Source organism: Steroidobacteraceae bacterium (genome assembly GCA_041395505.1).
Taxonomy (GTDB): domain Bacteria; phylum Pseudomonadota; class Gammaproteobacteria; order Steroidobacterales; family Steroidobacteraceae; genus JAWLAG01.
This window is the reverse complement of record JAWLAG010000001.1, coordinates 1,345,083-1,364,803: the sequence shown is the minus strand read 5'-3', so window position 1 is coordinate 1,364,803 and position 19,721 is coordinate 1,345,083. Positions and strand designations below refer to the sequence as shown.

15 protein-coding genes and 3 tRNA genes are annotated in these 19,721 nt (G+C 62.6%); 7 read left to right on the top strand and 11 right to left on the bottom strand.

Features of this window, described 5'->3' with window-relative positions:
• Positions 1-20: 20 nt before the first annotated feature.
• From R3E77_06195 to R3E77_06150, 10 genes are all read right to left on the bottom strand, one after another.
• Complete coding sequence (locus R3E77_06195; protein ID MEZ5499001.1) at positions 21-1,358, bottom strand: hypothetical protein; 1,338 nt, start codon at positions 1,356-1,358, stop codon at positions 21-23.
• Positions 1,327-2,229, bottom strand: a complete 903-nt coding sequence (locus R3E77_06190) for a P-loop NTPase (GenBank protein MEZ5499000.1) — start codon at positions 2,227-2,229, stop codon at positions 1,327-1,329. Before R3E77_06190 ends, R3E77_06195 begins: the two co-directional genes overlap by 32 nt.
• 23 nt (positions 2,230-2,252) lie before the next feature.
• The gene (locus tag R3E77_06185; protein MEZ5498999.1) at positions 2,253-3,845 is read right to left on the bottom strand and encodes a GNVR domain-containing protein; all 1,593 of its coding nucleotides are present in this window, start codon (positions 3,843-3,845) and stop codon (positions 2,253-2,255) included.
• Between the two features lie 11 nt (positions 3,846-3,856).
• Positions 3,857-4,495: a polysaccharide export protein gene (locus R3E77_06180; protein ID MEZ5498998.1), complete on the bottom strand. Its 639-nt coding sequence runs from the start codon at positions 4,493-4,495 to the stop codon at positions 3,857-3,859.
• Positions 4,495-7,287, bottom strand: a complete 2,793-nt coding sequence (locus tag R3E77_06175; GenBank protein ID MEZ5498997.1) for a tetratricopeptide repeat protein — start codon at positions 7,285-7,287, stop codon at positions 4,495-4,497. The genes R3E77_06180 and R3E77_06175 overlap by 1 nt, the downstream gene beginning before the upstream one ends.
• Positions 7,288-8,664 (bottom strand): PEP-CTERM-box response regulator transcription factor, encoded by a 1,377-nt coding sequence (gene prsR / locus R3E77_06170; protein MEZ5498996.1) that lies wholly within the window; start codon positions 8,662-8,664, stop codon positions 7,288-7,290.
• Positions 8,664-10,739, bottom strand: a complete 2,076-nt coding sequence (gene prsK / locus R3E77_06165; protein MEZ5498995.1) for a PEP-CTERM system histidine kinase PrsK — start codon at positions 10,737-10,739, stop codon at positions 8,664-8,666. Before prsK ends, prsR begins: the two co-directional genes overlap by 1 nt.
• Positions 10,740-10,741: 2 nt before the next feature.
• Positions 10,742-12,124, bottom strand: a complete 1,383-nt coding sequence (locus R3E77_06160) for a TIGR03013 family PEP-CTERM/XrtA system glycosyltransferase (protein ID MEZ5498994.1) — start codon at positions 12,122-12,124, stop codon at positions 10,742-10,744.
• Between the two features lie 160 nt (positions 12,125-12,284).
• A tRNA-Glu gene (locus tag R3E77_06155) sits at positions 12,285-12,360 on the bottom strand.
• A 10-nt stretch (positions 12,361-12,370) separates the two neighbouring features.
• A tRNA-Ala gene (locus R3E77_06150) sits at positions 12,371-12,446 on the bottom strand.
• A gap of 114 nt (positions 12,447-12,560) precedes the next feature.
• Here R3E77_06150 and R3E77_06145 point away from each other — a divergent pair.
• The 7 genes from R3E77_06145 (at position 12,561) to R3E77_06115 (ending at position 18,393) form a co-directional block, all read left to right on the top strand.
• Positions 12,561-12,635: transfer RNA gene (locus R3E77_06145), tRNA-Val, on the top strand.
• A 53-nt stretch (positions 12,636-12,688) separates the two neighbouring features.
• Positions 12,689-13,582: a fructose bisphosphate aldolase gene (locus R3E77_06140; GenBank protein ID MEZ5498993.1), complete on the top strand. Its 894-nt coding sequence runs from the start codon at positions 12,689-12,691 to the stop codon at positions 13,580-13,582.
• A 44-nt stretch (positions 13,583-13,626) separates the two neighbouring features.
• Positions 13,627-14,046, top strand: a complete 420-nt coding sequence (locus R3E77_06135) for a hypothetical protein (protein MEZ5498992.1) — start codon at positions 13,627-13,629, stop codon at positions 14,044-14,046.
• Positions 14,043-15,461, top strand: a complete 1,419-nt coding sequence (locus R3E77_06130; protein ID MEZ5498991.1) for an MFS transporter — start codon at positions 14,043-14,045, stop codon at positions 15,459-15,461. The genes R3E77_06135 and R3E77_06130 overlap by 4 nt, the downstream gene beginning before the upstream one ends.
• Positions 15,448-16,467, top strand: coding sequence for an alpha/beta hydrolase (locus R3E77_06125; protein MEZ5498990.1), 1,020 nt, complete (start codon positions 15,448-15,450; stop codon positions 16,465-16,467). Before R3E77_06130 ends, R3E77_06125 begins: the two co-directional genes overlap by 14 nt.
• A 35-nt stretch (positions 16,468-16,502) precedes the next feature.
• Positions 16,503-16,934: a c-type cytochrome gene (locus R3E77_06120; GenBank protein MEZ5498989.1), complete on the top strand. Its 432-nt coding sequence runs from the start codon at positions 16,503-16,505 to the stop codon at positions 16,932-16,934.
• A 4-nt stretch (positions 16,935-16,938) separates the two neighbouring features.
• Complete coding sequence (locus R3E77_06115; GenBank protein ID MEZ5498988.1) at positions 16,939-18,393, top strand: NAD(P)/FAD-dependent oxidoreductase; 1,455 nt, start codon at positions 16,939-16,941, stop codon at positions 18,391-18,393.
• Here the strand turns inward: R3E77_06115 and R3E77_06110 are convergent.
• Positions 18,390-19,718: an MFS transporter gene (locus tag R3E77_06110; protein MEZ5498987.1), complete on the bottom strand. Its 1,329-nt coding sequence runs from the start codon at positions 19,716-19,718 to the stop codon at positions 18,390-18,392. The genes R3E77_06115 and R3E77_06110 overlap by 4 nt on opposite strands.
• Positions 19,719-19,721: the final 3 nt, after the last annotated feature.

The window sequence follows — 19,721 nt, the reverse complement described above, 5'->3', positions numbered from 1 at the left end:
CGAAACCACCAGGTATCGGGCTACTCAAACAAGTCGCGTCGCGGTACGGAGCCATACCGCAGGAAAACGCCACCTGCCAGCTCGGTGAAATCCGCGCCACCGACATTCGAGTTGCGCTCGTTGTGGCGCAAGGAAAAATCGATCGAATATCGGGGCGACAGCGCTACCGACACCCGCGTACCGAACGAAGTCTCGTCGGCATCGACGCCCAGAAGCTCGAATCGATCCGACGTGCGCTCCGCAAACAATGCGCCGTCGATTGTCGGCGAAATACGCCGCATGACACTGCCGCGAAGGCTATCGAATCGTCGCGTCGCGCTGGGGCCCGACAGCAAGCGGTCGCGACGCGTGCCGAGACTGATATCCACCGTGGTGCGCGGTCGAACGAAAGCGTATGCGGCTTGGAAATTGTCTCGCTGTTGCGGAACGCCGAAGGCGAAGTCATTCGTGGAGCCCGTGCTCGGCAGGACTGGTGTCGAAAACTCCCGGCCATAGCCCGGCTCGGCCGTTGCAAATTCCCGCTCTGCCGAGACGCTCAAAGTGGACGATGGCGTGAGGCGCCGCGCCAGGGTTGCGCGGGTCAACAAGCCGTTCGAGTCGACTGTACCGCCTTTGAGCGTGCTGTAGCCAACCTCCGCCTCGACGAACGTGCGGGGTCCACGGCCGCTGAATACGGCGAATGCTTCCTTGCGATCGAAATCCGACGCGGTCAACGCGCCATTGTTCGGATATTTGGTGGTGTCGAAACTCGCGCCCAGCCCATAACTGAGGCGAGGAGATGGGCGGCGATTGTAGACGACACGACCGCCTGTCGACTCCTGATCCTCCGCGCCGCCGCCCGAGTAATCGGTACGCGCATATTGCGCACTTGCGCGGATTTCATTCGCAAGACCCAGCCGTAGAATGAATTCCGGCCCGGTGGACATATCGATACGGTCGCGACGGTTGGAAGGCGTCGAGGGCAAAAGCAAGGACTGCCTGGCCTGGCCAAGACCGGCCGACGCATTCCAGATGAAGCGTTCCGGAACAAAGGCGAAACTGCCGCTCGCACGACCGGTCCCCAGCAGCTCGCCATCGTAGGAGGAATCGGTGTATTCAAAATAGGTCAGATCGGCAAGCACATCGTAGCGAAATCGTCCGGCCCGCTCCCTCGCGCTGACATCTGCCCCCAGTGCCGCAGCAAACGTGCCATTCTCATTCGTCGGTGTGCGTCCCAGGTTGTCCGAGTAATAGGCGCCGGCGCTCAGGGCGTAGTCGAAATCCGCGGCCGCGGCCTGCTGAGCGACAGACAGTACGCCGCCCAGCATCAAGCCAAGGGCTGCGCCGCTATTGATTGTCCGCACGGTAGTTGTATTCATAGTTGTAACCGTAGTAATAGCCGTCCTTGGGACCGAATTTTTCTTCTGCGTTGAGCACCAGCCTGATCTCGGCGCGCTCACCGAGTCGTTCTATCGCATCGCGCACCGCGGCCTGGGGCGTACGTTCGGCGCGAACGACCATGAGGACGTTGTGCACATGTTGGGTGAGCGCCGGCGCTTCGGATGTGAGCAGCACGGGCAAGGAGTCGATGACCACGATGCGCCGCGGATCGGCGAGCAAAGCGCGCCAGATGACATCCATGCGCTCGCTGGCGAAGTACTCGGAAGCATGCGGATCGGGCCGCCCCGCGGGAATGACCGACAGACCCGGAACGCTGGTCGTGAGGATCAGGGAGTTGACATCGACGGATGAGTCGAGCGCGGCGTCCAATAGTCCCTGTCGACCCTGCAGGCCGAGCATTTTGGACAGCGCCGGTTTGATGATATCGGCGTCAACGAGCAAGACCGACCAGTCCTGCTCGAGCGCAAGCGACAAGGCCAGGTTGACGGCGGTGAAGGTCTTGCCCTCGGCCGAGAGCGCGCTCGTGACCATGACGAGGCGCCGCCGGCCATCGCCGTCGGCGATATCGTTCAGCAGCTCTCGCTTGATGCTGCGGAACTCGGCCGCCTGCTGATGGACATCGTCCGGCGCAGCAAGAACACCGGCCTCTCGCAATAGCTCATCGCTGACGGCAACCGCCGGGTTGACCACCACGCGGGGTCGAACCGGCTCGGGCGCCTGCGTGCTGCGTGCACGCGCCTGTCCAGGCTCCTGGGTGCCCGGTCGGTCCAAACGCGCTGCCCCGCCTTTGCCCGTCGTGTCCCGCTCGGCGTTGCGGACTTTCTCGAGCGCACGTTCTATGAAGCTCATATGACAACTTCCATGGTACGAATCTATCCGTAAATCATTCGCGCGCCAAAATTGGCGAACAGCGCAAAGACCACACCGCAAACGACCAACGCTGCACCTGCGATCACATAGCGCCGCGCCGCAGCGCGCTGCAACACCGCGTCCGATTCGCGCTTCAATGCACTGATGGCACCGAGTACGGGTAGTTGCGTGACACGCTCGAGCATGCGCGCACTGCTGAAAGTCGGGTGCAGGAGATTGAGCCCCAGCGCAACGAGGATACCGAGAATTGGTCCGATGAGCAGGCTCGCCAGCACCAGCAGCGGCCGGTTGGGCCAGACCGGAGAGGAACTTGCCTTGGGCGGCTCCATCACATCGAATCGCACGATGCCGCTCTTCGCGGCATCTTCGGACACGCGTGCCTGCTCGAGACGACCCACCAGCGCTTCGTATTGAGATTTGGTCACGCCATAGTCGCGATTCAATCGCGCCAACTCCTGTTCGACCTCCGGCGCCGTATCGACGACACCCTTCAGCTTCGCGATTTCGCTCTTGTGCTGCGTAATGGCGCCACGGAGCGAGGCGATTTCGACATCGGCCTGATTGAGCTGCACCTGGATGTTCTGGAACACGGGGTTCGCACTCAAGCTGCGAATGGCGCCCGTGCCCTTGCCGCCGCGCGACAGCTCCGCGAGCTCCTTCGCCTCACGATCCTTGAGCTCGGCGATGGTGCCGCGAAGCGCGATGACTTCGGGGTGCTTCTCGGTGAAGCGCAACAGCAATTCTTCGAGTTTGGCCTCCGCTTCCTGACGGCGCAGCGATACATCGCTGACAGCTCCGGATGAGGAACCGCCGCTCCCGGATGTGCCGGGCACGTAGGGTGTGGCCGAGGAGAGCTGGCGTCGCAATTCCGATCGTCGGCTCAGGGCAACAGCGAGGTTGGTTTCCGCGGTTTGCAGGCCATCCATTTCCTTGTCGAGCCGCGAGAAGTAATCGCCCTCCTCGCCCGGAATCATGCCGAGGTTGTTCTTCTTGAATTCGGCAAGACGCGCTTCGGCTTCCGACAAGCGGGTCTCATATTCCTTGATCTGCTGGCGCAGGAACTTCTGCGCTTCGTCGGTCCCTTCGCGTTTGCCTTGCAAGGTATTCTCGAGAAAGTTGTCAAGGAGCGTGCGCACGACCGCCACGCTCTTGTCCTGGCTCGCGTTGCGATAGCTGATTGCATACAAGCCGCTGTCGTCGAGTTCGGGTCGGTCAGGCTGCCGGCCGCGCACTTCGATCACGATCGACTTGCGAAGCGACGCGACAGCTGCATCCATATCCGCGGTCGACTTGACGCCGGCATCCAGATCGTTCTTCCGGACCACGGCTTCGAGCTGCGGCCGCGACAGCAATGCCTCCTGCACCATGTTCAATTGCGAGCGCAGGTCATCATCCACGGCGATACCGCGCAGCATCGGTCGCAATGGCGTTCGCGTGGTAACGAAGACCCGTGCCGATGCCTCGTAGACATTCGGCAACAACAGCACGACGAACCAGGCGAGTCCGCAGATTGCCCAGGCGACTATGAGCGCCAGGCGCCGACGCCGCCATACGCCCGCCACATAGTGAAGAATCTCGGCGACTTGTTGGTTCATGTGTTGGTCACTTAGAAAAATGTCTGCGGCACGATCAGGACGTCCCCGGGCCGCAATTCGAGATTTTGCCGCATGTCCCCGCGGTTCATCAGATCCGCCAATTTTACGCGAATCTCCTTACGCTGGCCCTGGACTTCTCGCACAATTTTTGCGCGGTTGCCCGATGCGAATTCGGTCAATCCGCCGCTCGCGAGGATTACGTCCAGCACCTTCAGTCCCTCGCGGAACGCAATGGATTGCGGCGAACGCACCTGACCCACGACCTGCACCTGACTGTAGGCGCTGACGGCCTGGTTTACGATTATGTTGACCTGCGGCGTTCTGACATATTCGGACAGCACGGTTTCGATATCGCGGGCGAGTTGCGACGGCGACTTGCCGATCGCAACCATATCCTCGACGAGCGGCGTCGATATCTTGCCGTCCGGCCGCACCGGCACGGTGACGGACAGCTCGGGATTGCGCCACACGAACACCTGCAGCGAATCACCCGGGCCGATGATGTAGTCGGTGCGATTTGCCTTGTTGGCGTCCGGCGCTGCGGCCGGTGGCGGCGGCGCATCTTGCGCGACAACGGCACCTGCGAGGCAGCTCAATATGAGCAATGGCGCCAGGGTGCGAGTCGTTACGCGAATGGTCTTTCCCAACATCACTGCAGCTCCTTCAATAGCGATTCCGTGTTTCGTCGCAAATCGGTGGTCAACTTCCCGCCGAGCAAGGCGCTGGCGATGGACAGGGCTTCATTCTTGCGAGACGCGCGCGATAACGCGACCGCGTAGTGATAACGACTCGCGCTGTCCGTTGCATCGATACGCACGGCCTCGGCAAGCAGCTGTGTCGCCTCGGGTATCTTGCCGGTCTTGACGAGGATCCAACCAAGCGTATCGAGGATTGCGGCATTGCCAGGTTCGATCGCCAGCGCGCGGCGGCCGTATTCTTCGGCTTTCGCCGGGAATTCGTCGGTCAGAAGCCAGGCGAGATTGTTCAAAGCCACGACGTCCCCCGGCTGACGCGCAACCACCTGCGCGAATTCGTCCCTCGCCAACTGCAATGCGCCCGTTTGCATCCAATGCTGGGCCAGCACCGAGCGCGCAGCAGCGTCGTCTTCGTGCGCTACCAGCCATTCCTGCAACGGCTGCGTCGGAGCGGCCAACCCGGCGGCCCGGCGCGCCACGAAACCCCGTACGGCCGCCGCACGACTCGGTTGCAGACCGTAGGCGCGCGCAAAAAGTTCAGCCGCCTTGGCCGGTGCGCCGCTTGCCTGCGCGGCATCGCCATAGAGCAGCCATGCATCCGCCTGGTTCGGGAACCCTGCAGCGAGACGTTTTGCGTCCTCGAGGGCGGCGACCGCGTTGCCCGCGGCCAGATCCAGGCGGGCGAGAACCAGCCGCGGCGGCAATGCGGCTGGATCAGCGAGACCCGCACGACGCAACGCGTCGCGGGCCGCCGCCGTATCGCCCGAGGTCATTTGCGCACGCGCCATGTCAACCCAATAGGCTGCGTTCCCCGCATCCTGCTCGCAGGCAAGCCGCAACAAGGCCACCGCTTGCGGGTATTGCCGGTGCTGTAGCCACCAACGGCCCGCCGCGTGGGCGGCCATGCCATCGGCGGGTGCGACTTCAAGCAAGCGGGCAAAGATTTCCGCGGCGACCTGCAATTGACCGGCATCCGCCTCGTTATCGGCGCGGGCCAATGCGACAGCAACACTTCGTGGTGCGCGCTCGGCGGCAGCTGCAAGCAGCTGACGGGCCTCGGAGTAATTTTTCTGGGCCCGGGCAATCTGTGCCAGCCCCAGCTGTACCCGCTCGAGCGTCGCAGCGCTCGACGGTATCGCCAGCAGCGCTGCGCGCGCGCCGGCAAGATCCCGCCGCACAAAAGCCAGCGAAGCGCGCCGGAGCAGTACGTCCGCATTCGTTGGCGCCAATGCGTAGGCGCGATCGATCAAGCCGGCGCCGATTTCCTCCTCGCCGAGCGACATCGCGGCATCCGCGGCCGCAATCAGGGAACCGGTGCCGGTTTGCGGCAATTCGGCCAGTGCCGCGGCATACTTGACTGCATCGGCCCGTCGCGTACTCGCAATCATTGCGCGCATCTTGAGATAGGCGAATTGCGGCTCGGCGGTGCTGGTCGCGCCGCCAAGGATTTTCAGCGCCTGATCGGCGTGGCCGGCATCGAGCTCGGCCGCAGCGCGCTGCAGCTGGCTTTCGGTGTCTCGTGCAGGTGATTCGCGCCTGGCATCGAGCTTCGCCACCGCGACCGCATAGCGCTCCTGGCTCGCGCGGGCAGTTGCCAGCAGGCCGGCCGCAAATGCATCAGGCGTATCGTCCGCCCAGTCGCCATCGCTCAGGAGTCGCACGACGTCATCGATACGCCGTTGCCTGAACAAGACCTGCGCCAGGAAATTGCGCACGCCGACGTCGCGGCTGTTTTCCTTGTAGAGCGACTCGAGCACATCCCGCGCGAGCGACTCGTTGCCGTTGTCGAGGAGCGCGCGTGCATATAGCGAATCGACCGCCACGTTGCCGCGCACGACCTGTCGAACGCGCTGCAGTTGATCGACCGCCTCTCCCGCACGACCTTCGAACAACGCGATACGTGCATCTGCAAGCACGACACCCACACTCGCAGGTCCCGACCCCTGCAAGCGTTCGAGGCGCGCCCTGGCTTCGTCGATATTACCGCCCGCGATTTCTGCATCGAGCGCCAGCAGCTCCGCGCGCTGGCGACGCGCGAGGGGCCATGCCGGCAGGGCGGTGTCGAGAGCGCGGGAAAAATCGGCCCCGGCTGAGTCCGCCTGGCCGCCACGTAGCTTGAGCAGGCCGCGCTCGACCAAGGCATCCGCATCGGGTTGAGCTGTATTCAGGACCTGGTCGAGCACCTCGAGAGCCGCCGGGAAATTGCCGCTATCGGCGAGCGCCATGCCGAGTTCAACCGCAATGCCTGCATCCTTGGGTTGCTCCGTGGCCGCTTGGCGCAAGGCGGCCAGGCTCTCCACACCGCGTCCTTCGGCACGCAGCGCCTCGGAACGCACGATCAGTGCCTCCCTTGCAGGCAACTCGACCTTGCCCTCATCCAGCAGGCCAAGTACACGAGCCGATGCACCTTGCGCGAGCAGGACGCGAACATGCAGCGGCATTGCGCCGAGCGCCGCAATGCGCTCCGGAGAGAATCGCGACAGCTCGGTTGCGGCGCCCTCGACCTCACCCAGATCGAAAAGAACCCGTGCCAGGAGCAACCGTGCCGCATCCGCGTCGGGATTTCGCTGCAGCAGGCTCTTGAGCCGCACACGCGCCTCGAGCGGTTTGCCGTCCTGAATCAAGGTCTGCGCCCGTGCGACGATCTCGTCCGGGCTTCGGACCGCATCGCAACTGGCGACCACACCGGCGGCGAGCAGGAGGAGCAGCAGCCGAAGCGGTTGTGTGCCCTGAACCGACATGCTCATCTATCCCTCGCCCGCCTGGCGCGTATCGCAATCGCCATGGCGTGACAGCAAGTCGTAGAGCGTCGGCCGCGCCACCCCGAGGAGCTCCGATGCCTTCGATATGTTGCCATTGCATACCGACATTGCGAGCGCGACCGCCTGCCGTTCGGCACGATTGCGCGCTTCCTTGAGATTGAGCGGAACCGAGGTGGCCGCCGGCCCGCTCAGGCCGAGGTCCTGCGCAGTAATCAACGTACCATCGCCGAGCAGCGCTGCGGCCTTGACCTTGTTCTCGAGCTCGCGAACATTGCCCGGCCAGCTGTAGTGAGTCATGGCGAGGTTGGCATCGTCCGAAAAACCGCGCTTGGGTTTGTCGCTGAGCGCGCTGTGTTTGCGCAGCATGAAATTCGCGATGGCGATGATGTCCTCGCGACGATCACGCAATGCCGGCACCGTAATATTGACCTCGCTCAACCTGTAGTAGAGGTCCTGGCGAAACTTCTGTTCGCGAATGAGCGACTCGAGATCCTGATTGGTTGCCGCAACAACCCGCACATCGACCGGGATTTCCTGCCTGCCGCCGACCCGCTCGATGACCTTGTTCTGCAGGAAACGCAGCAACTTTGCTTGCAGCGCAAGCGGCATATCGCCAATCTCGTCGAGAAACAGCGTGCCCTTGTCAGCGAGCTCCACCTTGCCCAGCGTCTGGCGCACCGCCCCGGTGAACGCCCCCTTCTCATAGCCGAACAATTCAGCTTCGAGAAGCTGTTCGGGTATGGCCGCGCAATTGATTGCCTGGAAGCGGGCCTCGCGGCGCGGACTCAAATCGTGCACCGCCCGGGAGATCAACTCCTTGCCTGTGCCGCTCTCACCCAGCACGAGCACGGCCACATCGGCCGGAGCCACTTTTTCGATCATGCGGCAGACCTGCAACATGGCCGGATCGGTGGCAATCAGGCCTTCGATGGCGCCGCGCCCGCTCGTGCCGCGCAACTGGGCCAGTTCCTCCTCCAGTGCAGCGACATGGAACGCGCGCTTGACGATCAGCCGCAGGACATCGACATCGACGGGCTTCTCGTAGAAATCACTCGCGCCCATTTCAATAGCGCGCAGGGCGCTTTCGCGTTCGTGGTTGCCGGTAACGACAATGACCTTGGTTCGTGGCGCCAGCGAGAGAATTTCCGCAAGCGTTGCGAAGCCCTCGGCCGTACCGGCTTCATCGGGCGGAAGCCCCAGGTCCTGCAGCACGACGGCGGGCTCGTGACGGCGCACATAGGTCACTGCTTCGTTGCGATTTTCGGCAAAACCGACGTCCATGCCTTCGAAGCACCAGCGCAGCTGGGCACGCAGACCCGCATCGTCCTCGACGATCAACAACTTGCCAGACGAGTCTGCCATCACGCGCTCTGCCGAATTTCGGCAGCCTCCTTGACCGGAAACAACATCAGGAAACGGGTACCCACGCCGGGTTGCGAATTGACCTGCACATCACCACCAATCGAGCGCATGTATTCGCGTATCTGGAACGCACCGATGCCCATCCCACGGGATCCTTTGGTGCTGTCGAACGGGCGAAAGAGTCGCTCACGGACGAACTCATCGCTCATGCCAACGCCGGTATCGGCAATTTCGATGTAGGCACGGCGCTCCCGGAAACCGACCGCTACGGCAATCGCGCCCGATTCCGCCGTCGCATCCTGCGCATTGCGCACGGCGTGCTCGAACACCGCAGCCAGCCGCTCCGGATCGGCATCGACGATTGGAAACTCCCGGCACTCGAACGCTGGTACCGGATTACGCGAACCGAGTCGCAGCAGGGAGCGCTCGATAAGCTGGGCGAGATCAAAGCGCCGCAATTCGCCGGTCGCATCGCCCTGGCGCAGTTGCGCAAGCAATTTGCTGATGCGGTCAGCCGAATGCGAAATCGTGCTCATGGCATCGTCGACGAAATCCGGATTGCGCCGATGGCGGGTGGCGTTCTGCGCAATGAGGTTCAGCTGGGCGAGCAGATTACGCAGGTCATGCATGACGAAGGCCGTCATGCGGTTGTATGCCTCGAACTGGCGTGCCATTGCGAGCCGCCGGTCGCTGTCGACCTGGGCGAGATGCACGGCAACCTGGCGACCGGCAATCTTGAGGAGATCCCGGTCCTCGAATGTGAGCGTTCCAAGCGAAGCCGGTCGTTCGAGCAACATCCAGCCCACCAGCTGCTCGACATGCAGCAACGGCACGAGTAGTCCGCGGTGCGTCTCGGCGAGGCGGGTTCGCTCACCCTCTTCCAGTCCGCTATAGAGCTGCGCTCGAGCAGCAAGCTCCTGAAAGTCGATCAGCCAGCCGCTGTCACGCAGATAACGTGGCAGCGCAGCCTCCTCGGCCACGGGTTGCTCGTCACGGACCAGCGCCGTTGAGGGTGCGCCAGAATCCATCCGCCAGCTGTCGACCGGCGCGAACTGGCGTGATTCACGGTCCAGCAACCATAGCTGCGCTCCCGGACTACCCACGATCTGCGCAACCGCGCGCATCGCGGTGGCGGGTACCGTATCGGCATCGGTGGCCGTGGACAGTGTCGAGATGAATCGCAGCCATTCGAGCCGGTAGTCGTAACGATTGCGATAAAAATGTTTGCTGAGAAATACCCGCAGGCGTTGACGCAGAGGCCTGGAACCCAGCAGCGCCGCCAGCGCAATGACTGCCATGGCGGAAAATACCAGCAGTGCCGGGCGCAACCAGTCACCGGCGCGCTGCGCGAGCGCCCAGCTGCCGACACTTGCGATGAGGAGATAGGCCCCGACCAGCACCGCAGAGGTCGCGTAGAAGGCAACCTGGCGCGAAACGAACAACCCGACCGACCAGCTGGGCATGCGCCGTGCCGCGAGCGCTAGGCAAGCGCCACAGGCGGCGCTAACGTACGACCTGGTCACATGCAACCAAGCCTCTGGCTCGCCAAAAAGCGCGAAACTCGCGTTGTTCAGGAGGGTCAGGGCAGCAATTCCGCCGATACCCAAGGCCAGCAGACGCGTGGCCGGCCGCGCTTCACTCGTCGAATTGCGCACGACATTCTCGATGGCGAGCAACAACACAGTTGCAAGCACGATCAGGACGATCGCGACATTTGCGCGTGAGGGCGTCAGGGCCGACGCAATGACCGCCGGGACGGCGAGTGCACTCGACCACGCCGCAAGACGCGCGAGCAGCGCATTACCGGTCGTGAGCGCGAGCGCAGCCCCTAGCATCCAGCCCCAGGCGGCGAGCATCAGCGACTCGCAAACCATCGGCAGCCAAGGCGCGACCGCAGGGTCCAGGAGCTGCCAAAGGTCCACGGCAGCCCAAATGGTCGTGGCAATGATCGCGAGCCACAGGCGCCGCTCCGGACTTCGCCAGTTGGCCGTGGCCGGGCGTAGCAACACGGCGAGCACCGCAAACACGGCGACCGTCAGAGCCTGTCCGCTGATCAGGAACAGGTCGGCACGCATGCTCAGCGGGCTCCCTTGCCCATGAGGATGACTTCGACCGTCTGCAGCAGGATCACGAGATCAAACAGCAGCGTGTGGTTCTTGACGTAGTAAAGGTCGTATTGCAGCTTTTCGAACGCATCGCGCTCGCTCGAGCCATAGGAGTAGCAAAGCTGTGCCCAGCCAGTGATACCGGGCTTGACCCAATGGCGCTCCCGGTAATACGGGATCGTATTCTCGAGTTGCGAGACGAATTCCGGCCGCTCCGGCCGCGGCCCCACGAAACTCATGTCGCCGCGAATCACGTTCAATATCTGCGGCAGCTCATCGAGGCGAACCTTGCGGATGAACGCGCCGACACGGGTAATGCGCGAATCGCCCTCACTGGCCCAGCGCGGCGCGCCGTCCCGTTCAGCGTCCGTGTGCATGCTGCGAAACTTGAGGACTTCAAAGGGTTTACCAAGCAGGCCAACGCGCCGCTGCCGGTAGAGGACGGGCGCGCCCGGGCCATCTTCCACCTTGATGGCCAATGCAACCAGCAGCATGAACGGCCAGAGAAAAACCAGAAAAAGGCAACCGAAGATGAGATCGAACACTCGTTGCGACAGGCGCCGCACATGATCCTGGCGGAAGCCTTCGGAGAATATGAGCCAACTGGGGTGCAGCACATCGAGGCGCACCTTGCCCGTCTCGCGTTCGAAAAATGTCACGACCTCGGTGATCTCGACGCCTGCGAGACGGCATTCGAGCAATTGCGCTACCGGGAAATTCTTGCGTCGATCCTCCATGGCTACGACGATTTCGTCGATGTCGTGTCGATAAGCCAGGTTCAGCAAGGTATCGCTGACGGTGAGCAATCGATGTTGTTCGACCGATACGGGTTCACCTTCCGGACGGACAAATCCGACCAGACGGAAACCGCGCTGGTCGGCGCGGCGGCGCAGACCGGCCAGGCTCTGCGCGCGTGCGCCACTGCCATAGACCAGCACATTGCGACGGAACACGTCTTCGTTGATGACGCGCCCGAGCGCGATGCGCACCAGCGCGGCGAGTACGAAGCCCATTGCGGCGGCGACGAAATAGAGATAGACAGGCAGAACGTGGTTGCCGACCAGACGCGACAGCAAGGCCGTCGCAATGACGCCAGCGATCACCGCGAACAGCAGGCGCAACAGTTCGCCCGCGGTTCGCTCGCGCAACCGCCGGCTGAACATGCCCATGGCGAACATGGCGATGAGGCTCAGTACCGCGAAAGTCGCCGGCCCGTGCCAGGTATCCGTCAGGTTGGCATCGACCTTGAGCAGGAGAATGGCCGCAGTCGCCCCAACCCAGAGCGCAGCCGATTCGCAAATGGCCAGGATCAGAAATGGCACATGCACATGTGTGCCAAAGAACTTGAAATTCACCCGTATGGTCCCTGCAAGCGCCCGAATCCAGGATGCTAGGTCAACCAAGCTGAACGACACCTGAGGGGGTCAGCTGGCTACACCGAGCGTCGGGATATTAGACGATGCAGAGTCGAGAAATCTTACAGTAGGTCAAAACTGTGAAGAAGTTCGCGCAAGTTGGCGTCCCCAAGGGGATTCGAACCCCTGTTACCGCCGTGAAAGGGCGATGTCCTAGGCCTCTAGACGATGGGGACCTCGGAGAATTGGTGGAGCTAGGCGGGATCGAACCGCCGACCTCTTGCATGCCATGCAAGCGCTCTCCCAGCTGAGCTATAGCCCCACGAAAGGGGCGCGACGGTAAGGCAGGCCTTGGGCGCTGTCAAGAAGGTGGGTCGCGGCTGACGATTGCGGGGTCCGGCACCTGCCACTAGACTTGCGCCCCTTCCCGGTTTCCGGGCGGTTAGCTCAGCGGTAGAGCACTGCCTTCACACGGCAGGGGTCACTGGTTCGATCCCAGTACCGCCCACCATCGCAGGTCGGTGACCGGTCCGGGTAATGGGCCCAGCACTCGAGGACATCAACGTGAGCAATTTCGATCAGCAACTGGACAAGGTAAAAAACGCGCCGGGATTCATCGCCGCGCTGGATCAAAGCGGCGGCAGCACACCGAAGGCACTGGGCCTTTACGGGATCGGCAAGGACGAATGGTCCAATGATGACGAAATGTTCGCTCTCGTACACAAGATGCGCAGCCGCATCATCACGAGCAAGTCCTTTAGTGGCCGGCGCATTCTGGGCGCAATCCTGTTCGAGAACACCATGGATCGCGACATCGCGGGCAAGCCCACCGCTGATTACCTCTGGGATGTAAAGAACGTCGTACCGTTCCTGAAGGTCGACCAGGGCCTGGCAGGGGAAGCCGACGGCGTGCAGGTGATGAAACCCATGCCGGGACTCGATGCACTGCTCGCGCGCGCGAAAGCCAAACGGATCTTCGGCACCAAGATGCGCTCGGTGATCAAGCAGGCCAATGCGGCCGGCATCGAGGCCGTCGTCAAACAGCAATTCGAGATCGGCAAGCAGATCATCGCCGCCGGACTGGTGCCCATCATAGAGCCCGAAGTCGACATTCATTGCCCGGACAAGGCCAAGGCCGAGGCGCTGCTGCGCACTGCCCTCCTTGCCGAACTCAATCGCCTGCAGCCGAAGCAGCTCGTGATGTTGAAGCTCACCCTGCCTGAGGAACCCGACTTCTACATGGACTGCATCAAGCACCGCAACGTCGTTCGCGTCGTCGCGCTGTCCGGCGGTTATTCGCAGGATGAAGCCAACCGTCGCCTTGCCGCAAACCATCGCATGGTCGCGAGTTTTTCGCGCGCGCTGGCCGAAGGTCTGTCGGCAAAACAGTCGGACGCCGAGTTCGACGCGAAGCTCGATCACTCCATCGAGACGATCTACCAGGCGTCCATCACCTGAGGCAGACCTTCGCCGCAGTGGCACTTGCCGTATGATCCCGTTCGATGAGCATCTATGGGGTAGTCACGGCGACTGATGGCGCGACGCGCATCTGCGTCCTCGAGATCGCCCACCCGCCACCTTCCCTCGCCCAGCTGCTTCCGGCGAGTGGCTGGCGACCATTCCAGTGCGACCCCGGTGTCACCCAGGCCGCGCATAACACCCCAGTGGCCGGGCTCACGATGATGCTCGGCGGCTGCATGGAAATCAGCGTCACCGCCGGCGACTTGAGCCGCGTGGCGCTGGTCGCGGGTGATGTACTGATCCTTCTCGACACCCATGGCAGCGGCCATGCCACCGCGATCACCGGGACCGACGCCCTGCGCACGATCGGCGTTGCTTTTGCACCGAAAGACTGGCCATCGATTCGCGATGCATTCACGGGCTGGCCCAATCAACTGGTGCCGCCGGGACAGTCGCCATGACAGGGCAAGGATCGCCGAAGAAGATCCGTCTTGCATTCGTGCTGGCGTCGCTGACGCACTCCGCCGGGATGAATATCGTGACTGTCCTCGCGCTACGGTACTTCACGGACAATCTCGCAATGGCGGCATCCGTCGCAGGCCTGCTTTTTGCCGTCGTCAAGATCTACGACGGCATACTCGATCCCCTGCTCGGCGCTGCAAGCGACCGTACCCGCTCGCCGATCGGACGACGACTGCCCTACCTGCTGATCGGCAGCGTGTTGATGGCGATCACCGTGGTGCTGCTCTTCGCCGCACCCAGTTCGCTGTCAGGCCCCGGACTTTGGCTCTACGTTGCGCTGATATTGGTCGTACATGCTTCTGCCTACACAGCCCTGACGATTCCGGGCATGGCCATGGTGGTTGAAGTCACCAATGACTATCACGAGCGCTCGACGTTGATGTCCTATCGTGTGATTGGCAACACCGTCGGTCTGCTGGTCGGCTCGACGCTGCCCACCTGGCTGCTGGCCCACTGGGGCGCAGATCGATCGGGTCATATCAAGGTCGCGGTCGTTGTTGCCACGGTCGTTGCCCTGGCTGGCGTAGCTGCAACGGTCATGCTGCTCAACGCACCACGCACGACGATGCAGGACAAGGACCGGCTGCGCCTCCGGGATTTCGGGCGGCAATTGCGGCTTGCCTGGCAGAACCAGCCATTCCGAATGCTGGCACTCGCCCATATATTCGTATTGATAGGCACCGCAACGACCTCGGTGACGAATGCCTATTTCTCGCGTTACGTTCTCCAGCGCACCGACAACTGGCTGGGGAACTACTATCTGCTCGCAACCATCGGCGTATTCGCGTCGATGCCGCTTTGGCTGCGCGCCGCGCGCCGCGCCGGCAAGAAGCGTTGCTATGCGGTCGCGATGCTCGGGTTCGGTCTTGCCCATTTGACGTGGCTGAGCGCCGGAGCAGGCGAGGCGTATGCGCTGCTGGTTGCGCGAGCGCTAGTTACCGGCGTCTTTTCGGCCGGATTGATCCTGTTCGCCTATTCCATGCTTTCAGATGCCATTCGTTTCGACTATATACAGACCGGTCTGCGCCGCGAAGGCGCTTTTGCGGGCATCACGAGCCTGCTGGACAAGATATCCGCCGCCGCCGGCATCGCTGGCGTTGGCATCCTGATGAGTGCCATGGGCTATGTCGAGTCCAGATCCGGTGGGCTGCAGGCACAATCGGACAGTGCGATCCAGGCCATCTACATTGGGTTCGCGGTCATCCCGGCGATTGCCATGCTGATCAGCCTGCTGGCCATCGTGAGGTATCGCCTCAACGCCGAAGACCTGCTCGAATCGCGCCGCTCCGAAGCCGACAGGCTCGACGATGACCTGAATCAATCGCACGTGGCAGCTGACCGTGCCAGTTCATAGTCGAAGGAAATGGGTCCTGCTGTCGCTCCTCGCGCTGGCTTGCGCCTGCGCCCTGGTCGTCGGCAATTTCATTGCCGCACGCCGCAGCGCAGCGCCGAGCGACTACGAAACTTTGCGCAGCCAGTACGGCCATGGTTCCCGACAGATCGTCGTAGCCGGCGTCCGGGTGAATTATCGCGACGACGGCGACGGCCCGGTGCTGGTGCTGTTGCACGGTTCGTTTGGCAGCCTGCGCATGTTCGATGATGTGACGGCCGAGCTAGATGATCGGTTCCGCATTATTCGATATGACCAGCCGCCATCAGGACTGTCGGGCGCCGTACCTGAAGGCTTCGCGTTGAGTCCCGAACAATTCCTTGCCGATTTTCTCGATGCCTTGCACGTCGACAAGGCAGCGCTGCTGGGCACTTCGAGCGGCGGCATCATTGGCTATCGATTCGCGGCGACCTATCCGCAGCGAACGACAGCGCTGGTGCTCTCGAATGTCCCGCCGTCTGCACCCGTTGACAACAATGCGGCACGACAGCGCCTGCCGCTCCTGCTGCGCTGGTCCATCGCAACCTGCATGCAATCACGACCCTGGTCGCGCACTTGTTGGCAGGACTTTCTGCGGGCGCACTTCGAACGCCGGGAGCGCGTGACACCCGCGTTGGTGGATGAGTACTTCGACCTCAATCGTCGCCCCGGCGCCACGCAGTTCACTAGCATGACGGCGATCATGAAAAGCGATGCCGAAGTCAGGCGATTCCTGGCCGCCGTCAGCGCACCGACGCTGATCCTCTGGGGCGCCCGCGATCCGGTATTGCCGCGTGCCACGGCCGAATTGCTGGCGGCGCGCGTCGGTTCGGACAGCAAGCGAGTCGTCTATCTCGATGACGTCAGTCACTATCCGCCACTCGAGGCCCCGCACGAGGTGGCCGGCGCCACCCGCGAGTTTCTCGAAGCTGTCCCGGCTATCCGTCTCGAACAGGTCGCCCGCCAGTTGGCCGCGACCGCGTCCCGCTAATTGCACTCCGCACCGAAAAAGAGTCGAATTTGCCCATGCGAACCATCTACCCGGCATTGATATTGACCATCCTTGGAGCCTTGACCGCAAACACGGTCCACAGTGTCGAGCCTGCCCCGAATGACAACGACGCAGCGCTGCGCCGAGGCAAATTGCTCTTCATCACCCAATGCCGCGCCTGCCACCGCACCGACTCGATCGCCGATGAGCACAAGATCGGACCTCATCTCGCTGCGATCATCGATCGCAAAGCAGCCACCGTCCCTGGCTATAACTATTCGGCCGGACTTCGTGCGGCGGACTGGAATTGGACCATGGAAAAACTGGATGCATGGCTTCAGCATCCCTCCGAAGTCGTTCCCGGCACGACCATGACCTTCATGGGCATTCCGGGCGCAGATGACAGGCAGTCGCTGCTTTTGTATCTCGAGCGCGAAACCCGGCCGCAGACGACAGCGCGGGAGTAGCTTCATGTCTCCCCCGGCGCGACTATCACGTCGCGATGCATGCAAATCGATCGCCGCTGCAAGCCTTGCGCCTTTTGCGGGCAACCTATGGTCCGCAACAACTGAAACGACCCCCGTCGATGTCACAGTCATCGGCGCCGGCCTGTCCGGCCTCAATGCCGCACTGATCCTGGAGGAGCTTGGCGCGCGCGTTCGCGTGCTCGAGGGCCGGTCGCGCGTCGGTGGACGGGTTTACACGCGATTCGACCTGCCCGGTCACCCCGAAGTGGGCGCCAACAGCATGGGTGGCGGCTATGGCCGGACGATCGACATTGCCGGGCGCATGGGGTTGCCATTGATCGACATGGCACCGCGATTTCGCGCCGCGCTGGGGCGTAGCGAAGTGCTGCTGCGCGGCCAGCGCATCGATCCGGAAACCTGGTCCCGGTCTTCTCTCAATCCGTTTCCTGAACCTTTGCGCAAATTACTCCCGCCCGCCGTGGTGCCGGTGCTCATGTCGAAGCACAACCCATTGCAGTCGCCAACACAGTGGCTCGATGCAGACAAGGCCGCGCTCGATGTTTCGATGTTCGAGGCGTTACGGGCACTTGGTCTGAACGAGGCCGCGATAGAACTCGCATATAACCAGAACGTCAGTTACGGCAACTCGGCACACGACGTGTCCGCGCTGATGTTCTATTTCGTCGACGCCTGGAGCCGGGCGCAGGCCCGTGTCGCGCCGACGGCGCCGGTGGTCGGCGGCGGCAACCAGAAATTGCCGACAGCCATGGCGGCCGCGCTCAAGGGACCGGTCATCCTCGGCAGCGAAGTCGTGGCGATCGACCAGGACGAGAACCAGGTGACGTTGAGCTGCCGCGACGGTAGTCGTTTCCGGTCACGCTACGTACTTTCCTCCCTGCCGGCAGCGACTTTGCGAAATGTCAGGCTCGACCCCGTCTTGCCCGGCGGGCAGGCGCGCGCCGTGCAGACATTGCCCTACATGCAGGTCTCGCTCGTTTTCCTCAATGTGCGCAAGCGGTTCTGGGAGGCCGACGGCCTCAGCGCATCCATGTGGAGCGACGGCCCCGCTGGAATGGTCATGGCCCAGCATTTCGGCGACCGCGACGATGAGGTAACGAATTTCGTCTGCAGCCTGCGCGGCTGGAAAGCGGCCTATATGGACCGCCTGGGAGCGGAAACGGCGCAACGGCTGGTCATTGCAGACATTGAAAAAGCACGGCCCGCTGCGCGCGGAGCGCTCAAGCCGGCCGGATACCATTCATGGGCCCTTGATCCTTTCGCAGGCGGGGATTGGGCGGTATTTCAACCAGGCCGGTTGCAGGCCGACCTGTCCGTACTGGCCCTGCCACACGGCCGGATGCATTTTTGCGGCGAGCATACGGCGACGGCCAACCGCGGCATGGAGGCTGCCATGGAATCGGGCGAACGCGCCGCGATGGAACTGGTGCAGCGGCTCTAGGCCGCCTGCGGGTCGGGCAGGCGCCGGAACACGAGCAGCGCCAACAGATTCAGTAACGCCGGCGAGACAGCGAACGCCAGCATGACGCCAGTCATGGCCGACGAGGACTGGGGCAGGCCCGCGACCGCGCGACCTGCATCGAATCCGAAGGCCGACAGGACGAGTCCCACCAGCAAGGTGCCACCGACTGCAAAGCCGATCTTGTCGGATGCGATCCAGACCGCGGAGTATAGGCCCGCTCGACGCTGATCCTGGCTCGCAAGATCGGCGAGCAGTGAAAAACCAAGCAACGCCCATCCGGAATTGCCCACGGCGACCAGGAACGCAATGAGAAATGTCACCGCATTGCTGGCGTGAGCGCTGAAACCCCACGTCAGGTACATGATGGAATAGCACAGGGTAGCCATCACGTAGGCGGGTTTCTTGCCGACACTCGCGGCAAGGCGCACCCACATGGGTTGCGCAAGGATGATGCCGGCGCACATGACGAACACGATGACACCGACAAGCTGGAAAGCATCCGGGCGCGCCATGTTGTAAGTGAGGAAATACAGCATGGACGCGTAAGCCATGCCGGAACCGGCAAGTTGCATGAGATTCGCGTAGAAAAGCGGCGCAAATCGCCGCGAGCTGATCAGTTCGGCCGCTTCGCGAGGCTTCAGGGTGGTTTGCGGGCTTGCATCCGCGGCCGGCGTGCCGGCGCGAACGAACCGGTTCACACCGAAAAACGTGATCAACAAGGCAACCGGGCAGATGACCGCCAGAACGCGCGCCATGAATTCATAGGCGTCCTGACCGCCTCCATGGCTTTGCACGATCGCAGGCGCGAGCGCACCGGATACCAGCACGCCGCCGGCAGTGAACACAAGTCGCCAGGCCATCAACACGGTGCGCTGCTGCGGTGTCGTGGTCAGTTCGCTCGCGATGGCAAGGTAAGGCACTGAGAAAGTTGCGAACACCGCCATGTAAAGACTGAAGGCAACGGCCAGATACGCAACGCGGGTCACCGTGCCGCCGGCCGGCACATGAAAAAGAAGGTACATGGCGACCGGCGATGCGAGGGCGCCAGCAAGCAGCCACCAGTGCCGTGGCACGCGTTTGCGCAAACGGTCCGACTGGATGCCAACCACCATGTCGCATAGAACGCCCCAGACGAGCTTCGGCACGAATATCGCCGAGCCGGCAATTACAGGCGCGATACCCAGCACATTGGTCATGAAGAAAAGCAGCAGGAGCGATGGCAGATCGCGAAAGACCTGCCCCGCGACCTGCCCGCTGCCGTAGGCAATCTGGCCGGCGAGGCCAATGCCGCCAGTTTGCGTCATTGA